Origin of the sequence: Spiractinospora alimapuensis (assembly GCF_018437505.1) — a bacterium.
GTDB classification, from domain to species: domain Bacteria; phylum Actinomycetota; class Actinomycetes; order Streptosporangiales; family Streptosporangiaceae; genus Spiractinospora; species Spiractinospora alimapuensis.
This window is the reverse complement of sequence record NZ_CP072467.1, coordinates 1,373,056-1,390,637: the sequence shown is the minus strand read 5'-3', so window position 1 is coordinate 1,390,637 and position 17,582 is coordinate 1,373,056. Positions and strand designations below refer to the sequence as shown.

Annotated in this window: 15 protein-coding genes; 2 read left to right on the top strand and 13 right to left on the bottom strand. The window is 67.6% G+C overall.

Going from position 1 to position 17,582, the window contains the following annotated elements; genetic code table 11:
* Positions 1-13 precede the first annotated feature (13 nt).
* The 8 genes from J4H86_RS06435 to J4H86_RS06400 form a co-directional block, all read right to left on the bottom strand.
* A complete protein-coding gene (locus J4H86_RS06435) occupies positions 14-1,972 on the bottom strand; it encodes an AAA family ATPase (protein ID WP_236542588.1) in 1,959 nt (652 codons plus the stop codon).
* 201 nt (positions 1,973-2,173) lie between these two features.
* The gene (locus J4H86_RS06430) at positions 2,174-2,371 is read right to left on the bottom strand and encodes a DUF397 domain-containing protein (protein ID WP_236542587.1); all 198 of its coding nucleotides are present in this window, start codon (positions 2,369-2,371) and stop codon (positions 2,174-2,176) included.
* A 26-nt stretch (positions 2,372-2,397) separates the two neighbouring features.
* Entirely contained in the window at positions 2,398-3,162 is a 765-nt protein-coding gene (locus J4H86_RS06425; protein ID WP_236542586.1) for a CPBP family intramembrane glutamic endopeptidase, read from the bottom strand.
* Between the two features lie 294 nt (positions 3,163-3,456).
* Positions 3,457-6,318: an acyltransferase domain-containing protein gene (locus J4H86_RS06420; protein WP_236542585.1), complete on the bottom strand. Its 2,862-nt coding sequence runs from the start codon at positions 6,316-6,318 to the stop codon at positions 3,457-3,459.
* Positions 6,315-6,971, bottom strand: coding sequence for a class I SAM-dependent methyltransferase (locus J4H86_RS06415; protein WP_236542584.1), 657 nt, complete (start codon positions 6,969-6,971; stop codon positions 6,315-6,317). Before J4H86_RS06415 ends, J4H86_RS06420 begins: the two co-directional genes overlap by 4 nt.
* Positions 6,972-6,995: 24 nt before the next feature.
* Positions 6,996-8,249 (bottom strand): styrene monooxygenase/indole monooxygenase family protein, encoded by a 1,254-nt coding sequence (locus tag J4H86_RS06410; protein WP_236542583.1) that lies wholly within the window; start codon positions 8,247-8,249, stop codon positions 6,996-6,998.
* Positions 8,246-8,911: a hypothetical protein gene (locus J4H86_RS06405; RefSeq protein WP_236542582.1), complete on the bottom strand. Its 666-nt coding sequence runs from the start codon at positions 8,909-8,911 to the stop codon at positions 8,246-8,248. Before J4H86_RS06405 ends, J4H86_RS06410 begins: the two co-directional genes overlap by 4 nt.
* 194 nt (positions 8,912-9,105) lie before the next feature.
* Positions 9,106-9,951, bottom strand: coding sequence for an SAM-dependent methyltransferase (locus J4H86_RS06400; protein ID WP_236542581.1), 846 nt, complete (start codon positions 9,949-9,951; stop codon positions 9,106-9,108).
* Positions 9,952-10,121: 170 nt separating this feature from the next.
* Here J4H86_RS06400 and J4H86_RS06395 point away from each other — a divergent pair, with 170 nt between their 5' ends.
* Together J4H86_RS06395 and J4H86_RS06390 are read left to right on the top strand one after the other, a co-directional pair.
* Entirely contained in the window at positions 10,122-11,345 is a 1,224-nt protein-coding gene (locus tag J4H86_RS06395; protein ID WP_236542580.1) for a helix-turn-helix transcriptional regulator, read from the top strand.
* A complete protein-coding gene (locus tag J4H86_RS06390) occupies positions 11,342-12,214 on the top strand; it encodes a phosphotransferase (protein WP_236542579.1) in 873 nt (290 codons plus the stop codon). The genes J4H86_RS06395 and J4H86_RS06390 overlap by 4 nt, the downstream gene beginning before the upstream one ends.
* A gap of 343 nt (positions 12,215-12,557) precedes the next feature.
* Here J4H86_RS06390 and J4H86_RS06385 read toward each other — a convergent pair whose 3' ends face one another.
* From J4H86_RS06385 to J4H86_RS06365, 5 genes are all read right to left on the bottom strand, one after another.
* Entirely contained in the window at positions 12,558-13,295 is a 738-nt protein-coding gene (locus tag J4H86_RS06385) for a phosphotransferase (protein ID WP_236542578.1), read from the bottom strand.
* A complete protein-coding gene (locus J4H86_RS06380; protein WP_236542577.1) occupies positions 13,288-14,112 on the bottom strand; it encodes a class I SAM-dependent methyltransferase in 825 nt (274 codons plus the stop codon). The genes J4H86_RS06385 and J4H86_RS06380 overlap by 8 nt, the downstream gene beginning before the upstream one ends.
* An 18-nt stretch (positions 14,113-14,130) precedes the next feature.
* A complete protein-coding gene (locus J4H86_RS06375; protein WP_236542576.1) occupies positions 14,131-14,652 on the bottom strand; it encodes a P-loop NTPase family protein in 522 nt (173 codons plus the stop codon).
* A 165-nt stretch (positions 14,653-14,817) separates the two neighbouring features.
* The gene (locus J4H86_RS06370) at positions 14,818-15,867 is read right to left on the bottom strand and encodes a hypothetical protein (RefSeq protein ID WP_236542575.1); all 1,050 of its coding nucleotides are present in this window, start codon (positions 15,865-15,867) and stop codon (positions 14,818-14,820) included.
* The gene (locus tag J4H86_RS06365) at positions 15,864-17,579 is read right to left on the bottom strand and encodes a carbamoyltransferase family protein (RefSeq protein WP_236542574.1); all 1,716 of its coding nucleotides are present in this window, start codon (positions 17,577-17,579) and stop codon (positions 15,864-15,866) included. The genes J4H86_RS06370 and J4H86_RS06365 overlap by 4 nt, the downstream gene beginning before the upstream one ends.
* Positions 17,580-17,582 lie beyond the last annotated feature (3 nt).

The following is a 17,582-nucleotide window of genomic DNA, read 5'->3' as shown; positions in this document are numbered from 1 at the left end:
GACGACCCCGCAGTCACCGTGTGAGTCTGTCCAACCGTTCTTCGATTCTGGTGGCGGGGGTGTGGGAGCCCATGGTTCGTAGGAGTTGGATGGATGTTTCGTAGTGCTTGGCGGCCTCCGCGGTGTTGTTTTGGTGGGTGTGGAGGTCGCCGAGTGCTTCGTGGGCTTCGGCGCGTCCCAGTGTTGATCCTCGCTGTTGTAGTGCGGCGAGTTCGTTGCGTAGTCGTTCGTGAGCGGTGTGGGGGTCGGTGTGCATGGTGGCGCGGGCGAGGGCGACGTGGGCTCGGCTGAGGTGGTTGTCGTCCCGGGAGGCGCTGAGCAGGTTGACCGCTTCTTGGAGGAGGGGGCGGGCGCTGGGGGTGGCGCCTGTGTTGATGAGCGCGCGGCCCAGGCCCAGGAGGGTGACGGCGCGGTCGTGGGGTTGGTGCTGGCCGTGGTCGATATCCAGTGCGGCGGTGAGGTGGGTGACGGCTGTGGGGTAGTCGGCCATCTCGTTGGCGAGTAGTCCGCGGCGTTGGCGTACTTGGGACAGGCGCCACAAGTCGCCCTGGTGTTGCCAGATGGCTTCGCTGTGGGCGAAGGCACGGTCGGCCGCGTCGTTTTGGCGTAGGAAGCCGTAGGCGAGGCCTTGTTTGCTGAGCAGACGGGCGCGCGTGGGTGGGTCGGTGGTGACGAGGAGCGCCGCGTCGCAAGCACGGAGCCAGCGTTGGGCGTCGCGGTGGTGCAGGTACAGCGGCCACATGCCCTCCGCGATGCCTACCGCGGAGTCGGTGTCCTCGTTCTCGGCGGCGTGCTCCGCGTAGACGAGCAGGTTGTCGCGTTCCCGAACCAGCCATGCCAGCGCGGCGACGGGGGCATCGAAGGGAACGCTCTCTGATTTCCCCGAGCTGGCGTAGGGCCGCAGCGCCTTATCGGCAGCCCTTGCCCGCTCGGCGTAGTAAGTGGTGAGACGGGTGAGCGCGGCAGATTGCTCCGACTCCGATTCCTGCGCGTGCGCCTTGGCGAGCGCGTGGAGCGCGAGTAGGTCGTGGAACCGGTAGCGGCCCTCTCCGACTGGAGTGAGGAGATTGGCGGCCACCAACGTGTCGAGGGCGCTTTCGCTCTCCGCCGCGTCGAGTCCGGTCAGTATCCGGGTGGCGTCGACCGTGATGTCGGGACCGATGTGCCACCCGAGCCGATGGTAGGGCACCCTAGCCTCCTCGGGTAGCGCGTCGTATGACAGGTCGAACGCCGCTTGTACGGAAGCGTGCTCCTCCTCCTCGCCGCTCAACACTGACAGCCGGCGACGACGTCCCTCCAAGTCGGCCGCGACCGCGACCAAGGAGCGCCCGCTGGCCGCTCGGACAGCAACCGAGTTCACCGCGATCGGCAGCCCTCCACACAACTGTGCCATGCGCCTCGTCGCCTCCAGATCGGATTGCGCATGGAGCCGGGCGCTCATCCGGCGCAGGAGCTCCGCCGCGTCGTCGACCCGCAACGGTTCCAGGCGCAGGAAGCGGGCGCCGTTGATGGTCAGTCCGTCGAGGCGGCGACGTGAGGTCACGATGACGAGGTGTCCACCGGCTCCGGGAAGGAGGGCGCGGGCCTGGGCCGCGGAGGAAGCGTTGTCGAGCAGGATGGCGTGGCGCTGGTCCGCCGTGGCTGTCCGCCACCAGGCGGCGCGGGATGCGAGATCGGAGGGCACCGCCGGCGGCGGTACACCCAGCGCGCACAGAAATTGCGCCAGGACATCCGACGGCCCCACCGGTCGTCCACGGGAAAACCCGCGCAGATCCACGTAGAAGAACCCCGCGAAGGCGTCGGCTTCCAGACTGTGTAGGAAACGGAGCGCCAACCCGGTCTTTCCCACCCCGCCCAGACCCACCACACACAGCAACGCCGAACGATCCGCTGACGCGTCCGCTTCGACGAGCTCCCGCATCGTCTCGAGCTCACGCTCCCGGTTGACGAAATGCGGCGAAGCCGCGGGCAACTGACGCGGCCTCCGACTAGGGGCCACCGGATACAGATTGATGTCGCCATGCACCGACCCGGCCTGGAGCGACGTGCCGTACACCGGACTACCAACACTGTTCGAGACGGACAACAACGAACTCCAGGGGAAGGGGCTTCGGAGTGGGAGGTGGTGTGAGCGGGTGCGAGTCTCTGTGTGGGGGCTCTGCACCCGAGGAGCTCACAGTTCGTCGTGGCGGATCGCGGCGAGGAAGCGGATCCATTCATGTGCGGGGGTGTGGATTCGTCCCAGGTCGGGGTTCTGGGAGTCACGAATCGCGATGGTGTGATTCCCGTGTCCTCCGCTCCAGAGCCCGGTAGTGCACTGGACGCAGTTGTACTTGGCGCTGTGGCTGCTGGTTCGCCATCGGGGTTCCATGGTGGGTGCCTCTCGGCTCGGCTGGGTCAGAAGGCGTCGGGTGCCGTGATGATGGTGGTGATGACTACGGCGGTGAAGAGGCCGTTGTATACCGCGTGGGCGGTGATGATGGGCCAGAGGCGCCCGGTTCTCCAGTACATCCACGCGGTGAGGAGGGTGACCGGGGCCATGATGAGGATGGGCCAGCCGTAGTAGGCGTGATAGAGCGCCTTGGCGATCACGAGGACGATGGCGACTTCCCATGTGGGGCGCGATGCAGCGGTCAGTAGCAGGACCACGCACGCCACGGCGACGGTCTCTTCCACGAACGCGGAGGTGAACTGCCCGACCGCGACAAGCAACACCATCCGGAGTGCCTCATCGGCCGAGTTCATGATGATTCCGACGTCGGTCGTCGCCATCGTCGATTCCAGTCGGGCGCGTGCCCCCATTCCGGTGATGTAGGCCGCGAGAACCGAGAAGAACACCCCGAGCGACTGCCACCAGGAGCGCCGCGTGGCCGGGGTGAAGATGTCGGTGACCTTGATCCGGCAAGTGCGGGCGGTGACCCACAAGGCGATGCCGGCGAACGCGACCAAGAGGAAGTCCATCGCCCATGTCATGCCGACCACAAACCAGAGTTGGTCGGGGTTCGGGGCGGTGGCCGCGATCCTTCCGTCGCGGACCATCATGACGACCTGGCTGGCGATCGAGGGCCCGAAGACCAGCACGTAGAGACCCATGAGAATCGCGTATGCCTTGAACGCGCCCACGGGCGCCGTGGAGGCAAGGGCTGAGGAACGCGAAGTCACGCGGGCCCACAGTGTCGGCGCCGGAGTGGTGGAGAGATCTGATGATGTCGTCATGGAGTTGGTGAAAGCTTTCGTGACGCAGTAGCGGGCTAGCGGGTGTGCATTCGAGGCGAGCGGGTCGGGGAGCGGGAACCTCCTCAGGAGCGTGGGCGGGCGTGGTGAAGACCCGCCCCCGAAGAGCGACCGCGGGATTCTTCGGGGGCGGGCGCCCCGGTCCGTCCCCCAACGGACACAGGGCGTGAGTGGCGCGGCGACGCGGTCCGGCTCCGGTGGGAGTAGGGAGGGGGGAGCTGGTCACCGGTCGCCGCGCGGCTTCTGGTGTGCGAGGTGGGCGTGGAGGGTGTTGGTGATGTCGGTGATGGTGCTGGTGGGGGTCGGGAAGATCTCGCGCACTGTGGTGTGGTGGGTGATCAGGCTGTGGAGGCGTGCGAGGTCGAGCGAACCGAGTCCGAGGGAAGCGAGGTCGGTGGTGTCGGTGGTGATGGGCCGGTGGGCGATGGTGGCGACCAGGGCGCGGATGGTGGTGGTGCACAGGGTGGCGCGTTCTTGGGGGGTGGCGTTGTGTAGTCGGTCCGCGAGGTCGGGGGGTATCTCGGCGGCGTAGTCCCACCGCATTGGGGGCAGGGGTTCGTGGGGGGTGTCGGGTGCGGGGGGTTGGAGGAGGCCGTGGGTGTAGGCGTGGGCGGTGAGTGTGAGTAGGTGGTGGTGTTCTCCGGCGGCGTTGTCGGCGGTGAGTGCGGTGGTGGGAAGTTCGTGGTGGGCGATGGTGTCGAGGACGGCGGGGGCGAGGGTCGTGCGTGTCGCGATCTCCATCACGACGCTGGGCTCCCCGGTGAGGAGTCGGGTGAGCGCGCCGTGGAAGTCGACTTGGGCGCGGAGTTGTCGGGTCCAGTAGTCGCTGTCCATGGCGGTTCCGGCGATCTCCTGTCCTGTCATGGAGGACACGATCGGGGTGTGGCCTGCGCGGGGGGTGATCGCGTGGATGGCGCGTGCGAACCCGGGGAGTGCTGGGGTGAGGGCGGGGCTGTGGGCGGGGGGCCCGTGGGGGATCCGGGTGGCGTGTACGCCGCGTTCGGTCAGCGCGTGGTGAAGGGCGTCGAGGTCGGTGTGTGGCCCGGAGAGGACCGTCGTCTGGGGGCCGTTGAGGGCCGCGACCGCGACGCCGGGTCTGTTCTCGACGAGTGCGGCGGCGTCGGGCGCGGGCAGGGAGGTGCTCATCAGGCCGCCGCCTTGGGCGGCGGCGCGCTCCAGTACGCCGCTGCGCACGGTCACGATGCGGGTCGCGTCGTCCAGGTCCAGCACCCCGGCGATATGTGCGGCGGCGAGCTCGCCGAGGCTGTGGCCGATGACGACGTCTGGTCGCAGGCCCCAGTGGCGCCACAGTGCGGCGAGCGCGACTTGGTGGGCGAAGGTGGCCTGCTGAACGCTGCGCACCGACACTGACTGGTAGCCGCGGGCCGGATGCCACCCAGGGGCGGGAAGCGCGTCCACCGCCTTCTCGATCGCGGCCCTGTAAACGGGTTCACGCGCGTAGAGCTCCTGGCCCATCGCGTCCTCGGCACGGCCTTGGCCGGGGAACACCCACACCACACGCCCGTGGGATTGTGCGTCACGCGGGCCGGCGAGAGCGGGATGGTGCTCACCGGCCGCCAGGGCCCGCAGAGCAGCGATCACGTCCTCGGTTCGGGAAGCGACAACGGCTGCGCGGTGGGTGTGATGGTCGCGTCCGGTGATCGCGGTGGCCGCGACTCCTCTCACTGGTGCTGGGCAGCGGGTGAGGGCGTTGGCGATGTCGGTGGCGGTGCCGGCCAGCGCGGCGGGGGTGTGGGCAGAGACCGGCACCACCACGGGACCGGGGGGTGCGGGTCGTGTCACCGCGCTGGCCGGGGCGTATCCGAGGACGGCGTGGGCGGTCGCTCCGGAGAACCCGATCCCGGTTACTCCGGCGACACGGCGGGCGCCGTCCGGCCAGGGCTGGGGTTGGGTGGGGACGGCGATGGGGAGCCGCGCGAGCCGGGCGGGGAGTTCTTGGTGTCCCGGTGTTGGGGGGATGTGTCCGTGGTGGAGGGTGAGTGCGGTCGCGGCCAGGGACAGGACTCCTGCTGCTCCTTCTCCGTGCCCGAAGTTGGCCTTCGCGGTCCCCAGCGTCACGGGCGTGTTCGTGCCGAAGCCGGCGCGGGCGATCGCCTCTGTTTCGGCACGGTCGCCTGCGCGCGTCGCGGTGCCGTGCGTGTGGAGGTAGGGCACCTCCGCGGGTGGGATGTCGGCTTGTGTCCAGGTGTCGCGCAGGAGCTCTGCCTGGGCCGCGACGCGGGGTGCGCCCAGGGCGGGGGATCGTCCGTCGTTGGCGATCCGGCTCGTCAGGATGCTGGCGTACGCTCGGCGCCCCTGGGTGTCGGTGTGGCGCATGAGGATGGTGACGACGACCATCTCCGCGCGCACGTACCCGTCGGCGGCGACGTCGAAGGGCCGCGCCTCCTCCGAAAGCACCCCGCCGTCGGCGAACGCGCGGGTGACGACCGAGTTACGGACGCTATTGACGCCGCACACGATCGCGACATCCACGTCGCGGGATTCCAGGTCACGGCGTGCGTAGTGCGCGGCCGTGAGGCCACTGGAACAGGAGGTGTCGAAGGTGACCAGGGGTCCGCGTGCGTCGAGATGGCGGGCGAGCGGTGATCCCAACATGCCGGCGCCGCCTCCGCCGATCGCGAGCACGGTCGGTTGCTGCCCGGGGGCGAACCGGCGAGTGGCGGGGTCGACGGTCGCCGATCCGACATAGATCCCGGCCCGCGGCGCCTCTCCGCCGGCCAGTGTCGAGGGAGCGATACTGGAGTCCTGGAGCGCCTCGAACGCAACCTCCAGCAGGACGCGCTGGAGGGGGTCATAGTGGTCGCCGCCGGGCGGCAACCCGAAGAAGGTGTGGTCGAACTCCTCGAAGTTGATCATTCCGGCGGTTCGCGGGTGGGTGGGGCGGTCCTGTGGGGCGAGCTGTGCTTCCCACTGCTGTCGTTGTGGCTGTGGCACCTCGTCGACGCTGACGCGGCCGTCCAGGAGTGCCTGCCACAGCGCGGTGGGGGTGGTGATGGTGCCGGGGAGCCGGCACCCGATCCCGACCAGCACCACACGGTCTGCGGGTGGCGCCTCGGGGGTCATGGGGCCACCGCCCGCCACAACGCGACCGATCCCACCACGTGGATTTCGGGGCCGGGGAAGCGTTTCTCCAGTTCCTCGTGGAGTTGGGCGAGGTCGTCGCCGAGGTTGGAGAAGATCCCGGCCCGGTTGAGGCGTGCGGACATCCAGCGGCCAGGTCCGCGGTTGTGGACGCCGTGCGTGAGGACGGTCGCGCCGAAGAACACCCCACCCGGTCGCAGCACGTCACTGACGTGGTCGAAGACGACGGCCTTGTCGGCGATGGTGTCTCCCGGGAGACAGTGGAGCACCATGGACATCCCGACCGAGTCGATTGCCGCCTTTACGGTGAAGGGGTGGAGGGCGTCCCGGCGATAGGTCGCCGGTAGGAACCGGCGCAGCCGCCAGCTCGCGGCGTCCAGCGGCCCCTGGTACAGGTCCAGCAGACGCAAGTCGCGGATGAACCACGGGAGCCGGTTCAGGAAGTAGCCGCTCCCGGGGCCGATCTCCAGGTGTCGTGTGCGCACCGAGCGGCGGTAGAGCAGCTCGATGTGAGTTTTGGGGCATCCCCAGCACCAGCGGTAGGTGCCATGGATCACGGCCCAGTCGTAGACGAACCGCATCCCGGTCCGGCTCCACACGCGCGGTAGTGGAATCGATTCTCGACGTTCAGACACTCCACGGTCCTTCCAGTCGGGGGGTTACTGGCGGGCGACCTGCCGAATGAACCCGCGGGCCGTGTCTGGGTCGTACAGCCACGACTCGTAGCGGCGGGGGTCGATCAGGTCTCCGATGAAGCGGTTCGCCACGGCGGGATGCGTGGAGGCCGCGGTGACGATCTCGCCCAGGTGGGCCGGTGCGTTGGGGGACCACATGCCGTCCAGCGCGGCTGCCAGCGTCGCGCTGGCCCGCCCAGCACCCGCGTAGGTGCCGTTTCCAGGGCCGCTCCAGAACGCGGCGAACGTGTCGGCCATCCAGGCGGTGTCGAAAAGGCGATCCGCGTGCGCGACGATGCGGTCGAGGTAGGCCGTGGCGGCCATGGTCGACACGGTCCAGCCTTGACAGGCGATCGGATCCAGGCTGATGACGACGTCGCCCAACCCCAAGACCGTGCCTCCTGAGGGGAGGCGCCCGACGGGGTGGCGAACGTGGGGCCGGATGGTCTGCACCGTGGTGCTCAACCCGTCGATCGGAGTCGCGTCGGCGACGGCCTCATATACCGCGGGAGCGTGCGTGCTCAGGAGATCGCGCATCAGGGCGAGCTGTTCGGTGGGGCGCGGCCGCGAGGCCCAGGCGTCGATGGTTCCGGCGTTCGCGTCTTCCACGATGAACAGCGCGTGACACACGCCCTGCGGCGTCAGGGTGGGCGCGAGGATCACCCGGGCCTGCGGGGAGGACGCGACGATCGCTCGTTCGTCGCCACGGGCGACGTCGTCGAGGAGCGCCTGAGCGATGATCCGGGGCCGCGCCGTCATCGACGAGCCCACGTTCTCGGAGAAGAGTTCCCCCAGCTCGCCGTGTCCCACCGCCACAACCACGAGGTCGAACATGCGTGCGAAGTACTCCAGGTCGGTGACCGTCACCCCCTGCACGACGACCTTCGCGCCGCGGTCCTCCAGGGACTCCAGCCAGTCCGCCATCTTCGCGCGCCGATCCACCGACGTCGCCGGGCCATCGAACGCGCCCGAGAACGACACCGCCGCACCCTCCGGTGTGTAGAGATGAAGCGTGGCCCCGAAGATCTCGGGCGCGTCAGCACCCCAAAACTCCAGGTTCAGCGCCCGCTCCAACCCCCGGGCGGCGGGCATGGTGAACTGCGCGACGTGCGGTCTTTTGTGGCGGATGTCCGTCGAGCTCTCCGCGGACACCAACGTCACGTCATAACCGGCCGCCACAAGCCCGTGCCCCAGATGGAGCCCGGCCTGGCCCGCTCCGATGATCAGGATCTTCCTCACGTCACGCTCCCCCGGGAACCGGTGAGCATCGCGGCGAGAGTGACCATCGCCGCCCGCACCGACAGGGCCGAGCACTGGTTCCGCGGCTCTACCTGGACCCGCACCACGGGCGCTGACACCGCGGGCGTGGGGGAGTGGGGGGCAGCGATGACACAGGGGCGGCTGATCCTTTCGGCCTCCCGCACCCACGCTTCCGCCTGATCGTGACGGTCGGGGACCACGATGACGCCGAGGCTGCCGCGGGCCCGGGAACCCAGGAAGTCCGGGTCACACTCCGGCACCGTCCACACGTACAGGCGATACGGCGCCAGGCTGACCCGCGCGTAGAGGCGGGGAGCGCCCGGGACCACGTCCCCCAACCCAGCCAGCGCTTCGACAGCCCCACCCCCAGCGAGAACAAGACCCACGGGAAACGAACACCGCTTCGTAGCGGGAGTGTGCAGGGCGGGCACGGCAGCAGACGCCAACGTGTGCGGCGCACCCACGTCACTGCCCAGCAACGGATCCACCACCAACACCGCATCGCGTTTGAGGAGTTCAAGCACTCCCAGGTGGATCGCCCCCAACGGAACGCCGGACACCGAGGCCATATCGATCGGCGCCGCGGGCCCATCCCGCTTCAAGGCCTTGTAGACGACATCCGCCTCCGCCGACATATCCACCGGCGGCCACCCCGGGCACAACCGGACAACGGAATGGTCCATCACCCGGTCACTCAACCGAGAACCCACACGACGCTCAGACAACGAGAACAACACAATCCTTTCGATGACCAGGGGGAAAGCCGCCGAAGCCGCACGTCGGCCGAGCACGACGCATACGCCCCCACACAGAGACGCGGCTCCACCAGACGGCACTACCGACGCTGCGCGACACCACCGAGGTAAAGGTGGTGAACCGGAGACTCCGAGGGCGTGTTCTCGTCCGGATTCCACTCGTTCACCGGGCATAGCCCGGGAGGGACGAGGTCGAGGTCGCCGAAATACATCCGGTGCTGGGGGTAGGGGCGGACCCAGCCGGAGCCGAGCCCCTTCTCGACCAGGGCGGTCTCTAGCTCGGCTGCACGGGGGTCGCCGGGATCGTGGAAGTTCGCGATCGCCAGGTAGCTCCCCGAGGCGATCCGAGCACGCAGTTCCGCAGCGACCCTCTGGTCCTCACCGTCGGGAAGATGGTGGAGCACCGAGGCCACCAGAATGGCGTAGGGCTCGTCGAGATCGATCAGGTCACGGAGATCCGGGTTGTCGAAGACACTGTCGACGTCACGGACATCCGCCGTGATCACCGTGGCGTTGTCGTCGCTGGCAAGGATCGCGCGGCCGTGGGCGAGGACGATGGGGTCGTTATCGACGTAGGCCACCCGAGTCTCCGGCGCGATCGCCTGCGCGAAGTCATGCACGTTATTCGCGGTCGGAAGCCCGCTGCCGATGTCGATGACCTGGCGGATGCCCGCCTCGCCGACGAGCCACCGCACCACCCGACCGATCCACGCCCGGTTGTCACGAGGAAGCAGAGATGCCCCGGGCACCTCCCTGACCTTCTCGGCGACCTCTCGGTCCGCGGCGAAGTTGTCTTTGCCCCCCAACACCGCGTCATACGCCCGAGCGATCGACGCACGAGAGGTGTCGATCCGCGTTTCCGCCCAGGGAGTTGCCTCTCCCTCGGACGGGGCGAGGTGCTTCATGAAATCCGCAGGATCGGACATGGCTCTTGACTCCTGTGTGGGGGCGAGAAGCTGTGTCCTCGAGTGAATCTCGCAGGCGTCAAATCGACCAGAGCGTGGATGAGGCTTCCACTGGGCGTGGACTAGGCGTGAGGTAGGCGTGTAGCGCTACGATGCGACCACTCTCGACGCCGACTCCACGGGAAAGCGCCATGGCACAACGGCGACACCGCCTCATCGAATTGCGTGAAGGTGCGGCCTACACCCAAGAACAGCTCGCCCATGCGCTTGGCGTTGAACCGTCAACGGTTTCCCGCTGGGAACGCGGCACCAGCATCCCCAAACCCGGCGTGCGCATACGCCTGTCTGAACTCTTCGGTGTAGCCCAAGACCGGATACAGGCCATCTTCAACCACAGCCCATGTGTCAGTGAGGACACCGGGTTCACGCCAGCGAGCCTCGTAGGGAAAGCGCCGCCGTGGGGTGGTGAGCTGGTGGTCCCGGAGATAGATGTCAGTGGGGGTGGAGCGGATGTGCTGCATGGGGAACTCGTACGGATTGCTGCGGAGTATGTGCACCGACCGCTCCAGGATGTGGCGCTTCCACTTGATGAACTGGGTCGCCAGACAGTGGATCTATTGGATATCGCTCCGCCCAGCCAGCTCGACCGTCTTCGGGTGATCGCCGGCGCGACGAACCTACTCCAGGCGCACGCGGCGCAGAACCGGGGGCGGACCAGCAGAGCCGCTTCCTACCTCACGATGGCGGCACGTTTCGCCTCGGAGTCCAACAGTCGCGCCTTGCGTGCGGCCACGCACAACACTTCAGCATTGATCTGTGAGTGGATACCCGGCCAGGAGGGCACTGCGGTCCAACACGCCGCCGCTGCCTTTGAGCTTCTCCCTCGAGGAGCGACAGGTGTCCGGGCCGCTGCGATTCAAGCGCGTGCCGCAGCACGCTGTGGGGATTCCGATTTGGCGCTGAAGGCGTTGGGCCGCCTGGCGCGAGCTCGGGAGGTGCCTCCTCATCCGGAAGACCTTGGCGTTAATGTGGCGGGGTTATTCGCTTTTCCCGAAGCGAAGCAAGCCTTCTATTCTGGGGGGACCCACCGACTGCTTGGTCACTTTCATCACGCGATTTCCGACACCCGCCGAGCCCTCGACCTATACAGTGCGGTCCCGCCTGACCAACACAGTTATGGGGACGAGGCCATTGCTAGAGTCGACCTCGTCGGTGCCCTGGTCACTAGTGGCGCCGACGACGAGGCCGCCACGCATCTGCTCGCGTTGACGGAGTTGCCGCCAGATATGCGCATCCACCAGCTCCATCCTGCGGTGAACGAACTCGGTCGCGTCCTCATCGACCGATCTTCGGTCTCCCGACCGGCGCAAACCATGGTCGAGCTCCTGCACGGATTCACGGTGAGCCCTCAATGAACGCAGTGGCCGAAGCGATCGCTGTCGCGGGGCTCGATGTCACCGGACTCCGCGCGCTGAGCCGACATAGTACGGACATCTACCTGCTGCCCCGGGAGCAGATCATTGCGCGCGTCACCGGGACGGACCGGTTCCAGCGTCAGCGCACCGCGCTCACTATGACGCGATGGCTTGTCGACCGGGGGGTCGCGGTGACTGAACCGACAACGGTCGACATCCCCATCACAACGGCGCGTCACGTCGTCACGTTCTGGCGCTACTACCCCCAGCCGGGAATTGAACGGCCGCCGGCTCAGCATCTCGGGATACTGCTGCGCCAACTCCACCAAACAGACGTCGTAGACGCGCCGATCGAACTGCCCACCTACCAGCCGCTGGAGCGACTCGGCCCCGCGCTTACCAACAGCCGCACCCTGTCCCAGGAGGATCGAATATGGCTGCGCGAGCGTCGAGCCGAACTTCTTGACGCCTACGCGCGGTTCACCAGCCACCTCGGGGTTGGCCTGATCCACGGCGACGCCTACCCAGCCAACACCCTCTGGGACACCGCAACGGGGAGCGTGCGGCTTGGCGACTGGGACGAAGTCGCTGTCGGCCCACGCGAGCTCGATCTCGCCAACACCTTGCACGGCGGCCGCCGCTTCGGCCGCCGCCGCGATGAATGCGTCGCCTTCCTCAACGCCTACGGCTATGACCCCGCCCACGCATGGAGAAGCCTCGAACTTCTGATCGATATCCGCGACCTCCATTCCCTGGGAACCTTCATCCGCCGCAGTGACCGCGGAGACCACAACGCGGCCCGCCAACTCGACCACCGCATCGCCACACTCCGCACCAACGCCACCACTCCATGGACCGCCGCCCATTAACGCTTGGGACGGTCGTGTTCGACCAAACCCAGGGACACGCCGCACAGGGGGATGCCGTGGGCGTGGGGTTGGGGTAAGGGAGCAGGCTTCTCCGGTATCGAGGTGGCGCTGCTCATCGAAGCGGGACTGGTCGGTCCAGGGACGTTGACCCTGACCACCGTGCATGCTCTGCAAGTCGTGGGTGCGTCACAGTTTCGGTGTCGACGTGATCGTTACTCCAGATGAAGCCATCGACTGCCCCTCTGCGGCACGTCCCACTGGGCTGGTTTGGGATGACCTCACCGATTCGAAGATCACTGCGATTCCCGCACTTCAGCGGGCTCTTTACGCCCGTTGGCCAGGGTCAGCTCCAAGGACGTACAGCATCCCACCGGTGTCGGTAGCCGTTGTGGCCGAGGTAGCCGATGGTGAGCAGGTGCTGGAGTTCGAGCCACTGTGCGAGGTCGTTCCAGGGACATGCAGACGCCGGTTCGCCTTCGGCTTGGACACCATCGTTGTAGGCGGCCAGGGCTGTGGCGTAGATGTTGGAGGGAAGGTGGCCGTAGGTCATTGCAGCGCTGAGCAGTAGTTTGGCGAGGTCGTAGCCGAACGGTGCGAGGGTGAGGTCGTCGAAGTCGACGAGCATCGGGCCGCTTCGGGTGATGAGGACGTTGCGGATGTTGGTGTCTTTGTAGAACGCCGCATGCTGCGCTTGGGCGTGGGCGAGCATGCCGGTGGCGTGGTGAAGCTGGCCGGAGGTGATCAAGCCCTGCTGGAGGTGGCGGTGCAGCCGCGCGTGGCGTGGGGCGATGAAGCCTGCCAGGGTAAGGCCGCATCGGGTGGTGAAGTCCTGGTCCAGGCGGGCGGTGTGCAGTTGCGTGCGGTGGGCGCGTCCATGGAGTTGTCCCAGCAAAGAGGCGATGGCCGGGAGATCATTGCGGTGTGCGCGGCGACCGTGGAGATGGCGAAACAGCAGCCCGCTGCTGTCCAGTGCGTGTAGCTCGGGGACAGGAGCGCCGAGATCGGCGAGCCACTGGTGGTGGTGCGCTGCGGTACGGGCACGGTCGGGGTCGGGGTAGGTCTTGGTGAACACTTCAGTCATGCCGTGCTCCGACCAAGTAGGTGACGGTCGAGGACGTGTCGATGGGCCCGTCGGGGCAACGGCGGCGCAGTTCATCGGCCAGGGTGCCGGGGTTCTGGCGGAGTGGTGCGGCCAGGTCGTATTTCGGGGTGGTGACCAGGTAGCGCGCCAAGTGGCCAAGGTCGGTGAAGCGAAACCGGTGCCGGTCATGACGTAGATCACGGACGGTGAGCGTCGGTGCGGCCAGGGTGGTGATGTTGTGGCTGTGGGCAGAGGCATAGAGGCTGGGGCGAGTCGGCGCGCCGGGGTCCAGCCCAGTGGAGGCGAGCAGGTGATCGAGTTCGTGGTAGCTGTCACGGGCCTTGGTCACCGCGATCAACACCCCGCCGGGGCGCAGGCAGCGGGCGATCTCGGCGATGACGGCGGAGGGCCGGGGTGCGTGGTAGAGGCAGAAGGCCGCTACGGCGGCATCGAAGGTTTCCGCGGGGAAGGGTAGGCGGTGGAAGTCGGCCACACAGGCACCGTGCTGCTCCGTGGTGTCAATTCGGGCGCGGGTGGTGGCGATGAGGGCAGCGGACGCATCGATGGCCACCAGAAGCTGTGGGCTGAGCGCGGCCAGGGCGCGGGTCGTGGTGCCGCGCCCGCAGCCAACGTCGAGAATCCGGGCTGCGTCCATCGGCAGCGCGAGGTGGGCGTGCAGCAGGTCGCCGAGCACGTCGACGACCGGCGTACCTGATACCCGGGCGGTCAACAGCGCGCTCGTGCGCGCGGTCAGGCGCTGCGGGGTGGCATAGAGCTGGTGGAGGCTGGGGTCGGTGAAGGGGTTAGCCGAGGGCACGCCCAACCTCCTGTCCCGTTAGGAGTCGGGGCGTGCTTGGGCGGTGAGCTGATACAGCAGGCGCTTGGCGGCACGGCGGGAGCGCACGGTGTGGACTTCGGCGTGCGGGGCGTGCTCGGCAATCAGGGCACGCACGCGCGGGGCCATGGTGGTGCGGTAGTTCCACACGTACTTGATGAAGCCGAGGTTGATGCGGTCGTAGACGCCGAGAGCGTCGTTTTGCCCGCCGCCGTGTTTCCACCGGCGCTGGGCGATCCCCCACAGGCAGGTCAGCGCGGGCAGGTCCAAGAAGACAACAGTTGTAGCGCGCGCCAAGCGGATCGGTAACGTCGAGGCGTAGTTGCCGTCGATCACCCAGCGGCTCTGGGCAACCAGCTCCTCTTGCAGCGCAGCGAACTTCTCCTGAGGCAGGGGGGTCCATCCGTCGTCGTAGTAGACGACATCGAGGTGGGTAACCGGAGCCTGCAGGGCGGCTCCCAATTGGCGGGCGAGAATGGTTTTGCCGCTGCCGCCGCAACCGATGATCGCGATCCTGTCCATCACTAGTGACGTTACTCCGAATACAGGCAGGGTGTCGGTGAGATGCAGTCTCGACGCTTTCACTTCCCGACAGGGAGTGGGTGTGAGCGCGCCGAAGGAGAAGCCGATGCGGACACATCATGCCCTGGATACTGGGGAGCGGGCCGGTGGTGCGCCTGGTGGTCATCACGTTCCTCTTCCACACGGGGTTGGTGCGGGGGTGGAGAAGATGTCGTTGATGACGTCGAGTTGGCGGGAGAGGCGGAAGCGGTCGAGGCGATCCAGGCACGCGGCCAGCAAGTCGGCGTGCTGTCGGGTTCCGGCGACGGCGCGCAGATCGGCGATGCGGTCGGCCGCGTGGTCGCCGTCGTCGACGAGGAGTTCGCGGGGCAGAACGTCGCCGATGCGGTGGGTGTCGCTGGGTCCGAGGGGCAGGCAGCCGGCCAGGACGGCTTCGAACAGACGCTGGGTGATCTGGCCGCTGCGGGCGTAGCGGCCAGGGGCGAGCAGGATCGTGGTCAACGCTTGTCGGTGCAGGCGTTCGACGTCGCCGAACGGGCGGCGGCCGATGAATCGGACGTGCGGCCAGGCTCGGGTGTGGGGCCACTTTCCGGCGACCAGGTGGGGGTGGCGGGCCGCAGCAGGAGCGAACAGGCGGTCGAAGGCGTCGTCGCGGTCGCGGTCGTACTGATTGCCGACATATACCAGCGCCAGATCGCGGTGCTGTGCGGCGAGGGCGACAGGGTCAGCACTGGCCACGACGTGATCGGGAACTGGGAAGAGGAGGGAACGCGCCCCGGGGGTGGGGGCGAGGGCTGCTTCGCAGACGGTGACGGCGGGGTGGGAGCGCAACGGGTCGTCGAGGGCAAGCTGCTGATCTTTATCCCACAGCAGTGTGGGCACGCCGAGGGTGTCGATGTAGTAGCGGATCAACTCGTCTTGGCGGTGCAGGTCGCAGGTGTGGCCCGGCGTTCCGCAGCGAGTGGTGTTGCGGCCGGGGATGGGCCAGCGCCACTCCAGCATCAGGGCTTCGATCTCGGGCAGGCCGCTGTGCCATCGGTAGGTGCGTATCGAGGTGTCGGCCTCCAATAGGTCGCGATTGTGCTGGAGGAACACAACGTCGTGTCCACGCTCAACGAGGCCGTCGATGAGCGGGCGCCGGTGGCTGCGCCCTCCGTCCGGAGTATCGGTGACACCGGATCCGAGGAAGCCCCAGAAGCTGTAGCCGATTCTCACTTGGTCACCCACCAGTCGTTGACGAGAAGGGCGTCCAGACCGGACTCGGCCAGGCAGTCCAGAGCCTGCTCGGGGGTGGCACAGATCGGTTTGCCCTTGATGTTCAGGCTGGTGTTGATCAGCACCGGGACTCCGGTCAGCTCGGCGAAGGCCGTGAGCGCTTCGGCGAGGAAAGGATTGTCCTCAGGTGTGAGGGTCTGGACGCGGGCGGTGTCGTTGACGTGGATGACGGCCGGGATCGTGCGGCGCGCCAGTTCGGTGACGCCGCTGGCGATCGACATGAACGGGGCGGGTTGGCCCAGGGTGAAGTAGTCGGCGGCCTTGTCCTCCAGCACCACCGGCGCGAAAGGCCGGAAAGGCTCGCGGAACTTCACGGTCTGGTTCAACCGTTCGACGACCTCGACCTGGAGTGGGGAGGCCAGGATCGAACGGTTGCCTAGCGCGCGCGGTCCGGCTTCCAACCGGCCGCGACATACTCCGACGATGCGGCCGGCAGCCAACTCGTGAGCCAGATGCCGTGCGGGACGGGGCACACGTCGGGCCGACAGGCCCGGCCGGGGTCGGTTCGAAAGGGTGTGCTCGTCGTAGGAGGGGCCCAGGTAGCAACGCTGAGCGATCTTTTCGACCCGGGCACCCACGGAGTCCACATGGGTGGCCAGCGCGGCGCCGGCTGCCGTCCCGGAGTCGCCGGGAGCGGGCGGGACCGCGACCTCGTCGAATCCGCCCCGTTCGACGACGCGCCCGATCGCCAGGCAGTTCATCGCGACCCCGCCGCCCACACACAACCGGGACGCGCCACTCAGCCGCTTAGCGAGTCTGGCCAGGTGGATCATGACCTGCTCGGCGCGTTCCTGTAGGGCCGCGGCCAAGTCAGCGTGGACCTGCTCCAGCGGTTCATGGCCAGCGCGGGGAGGACAGGCCGTCTCGATGAAACGAGAAGACAGACGCGGGTAGCGGCTGGATATCACGCGCAGAGGAAAGTACCGAGGATTGAGGGAGAACCCATCGTCTGTCAGGCCGATCGCCTGGCGCAGCAAGGGCCCGAAGCGGCCGGGGTCCCCCAGTGCAGCCAGCGCCATAACCGTGCCCTCTTCGTCACCGCGGCGCCACCCCAGGTGCTCGGTGATGGCGCCGTAGGCATAACCCAGTGAGGCAGGATCGCTGATACGGCGCAGAGGCCGGTACTCCAGCGAAGTGATTGACCCCGTTCGCGCGTGGGCGATGCTCGTGGCGGTGGTCTCGCCCAGGCTGTCCACGATGAGCACAGCGGCCTCGTCAAAGCCGGATGCCGCGAACGCATACAGCCCGTGCGCACGATGGTGCTCCACCCCGTCGACCGTCGCGTGGGGAAAGCGGCGGGCAAGATCGGCGAGGCGTCCGACTGCTCGCCGCTGCACAGTGTGGAAGCTGCGGGCGCGCGGCAGCGCGCGGCGCCAAGACGAGGCGGTGGCAAGGTAGCCCAGGCTGGTCCACGCGCCGCGTCGGTACGCAGCGGGCTCGAAGTTGTAGGCCACAGCGTCGACGTCGCAGTGCCTGAGGCCAGCTTCGTCCAACAGGCGGGTGATCGCTTGGTCGGGGTAGGCGCGGGTGTGTTTCTCGCTGTTGAGGCGTTCTTCCTCGACCAGGCCGATGAGCTTGCCCTCGGCGATGAGCGCCGCGGCGGAGTCGTGGGTGCCGCTGCACACGCCAAGCACGCTCGGAAGACTGACCACGTG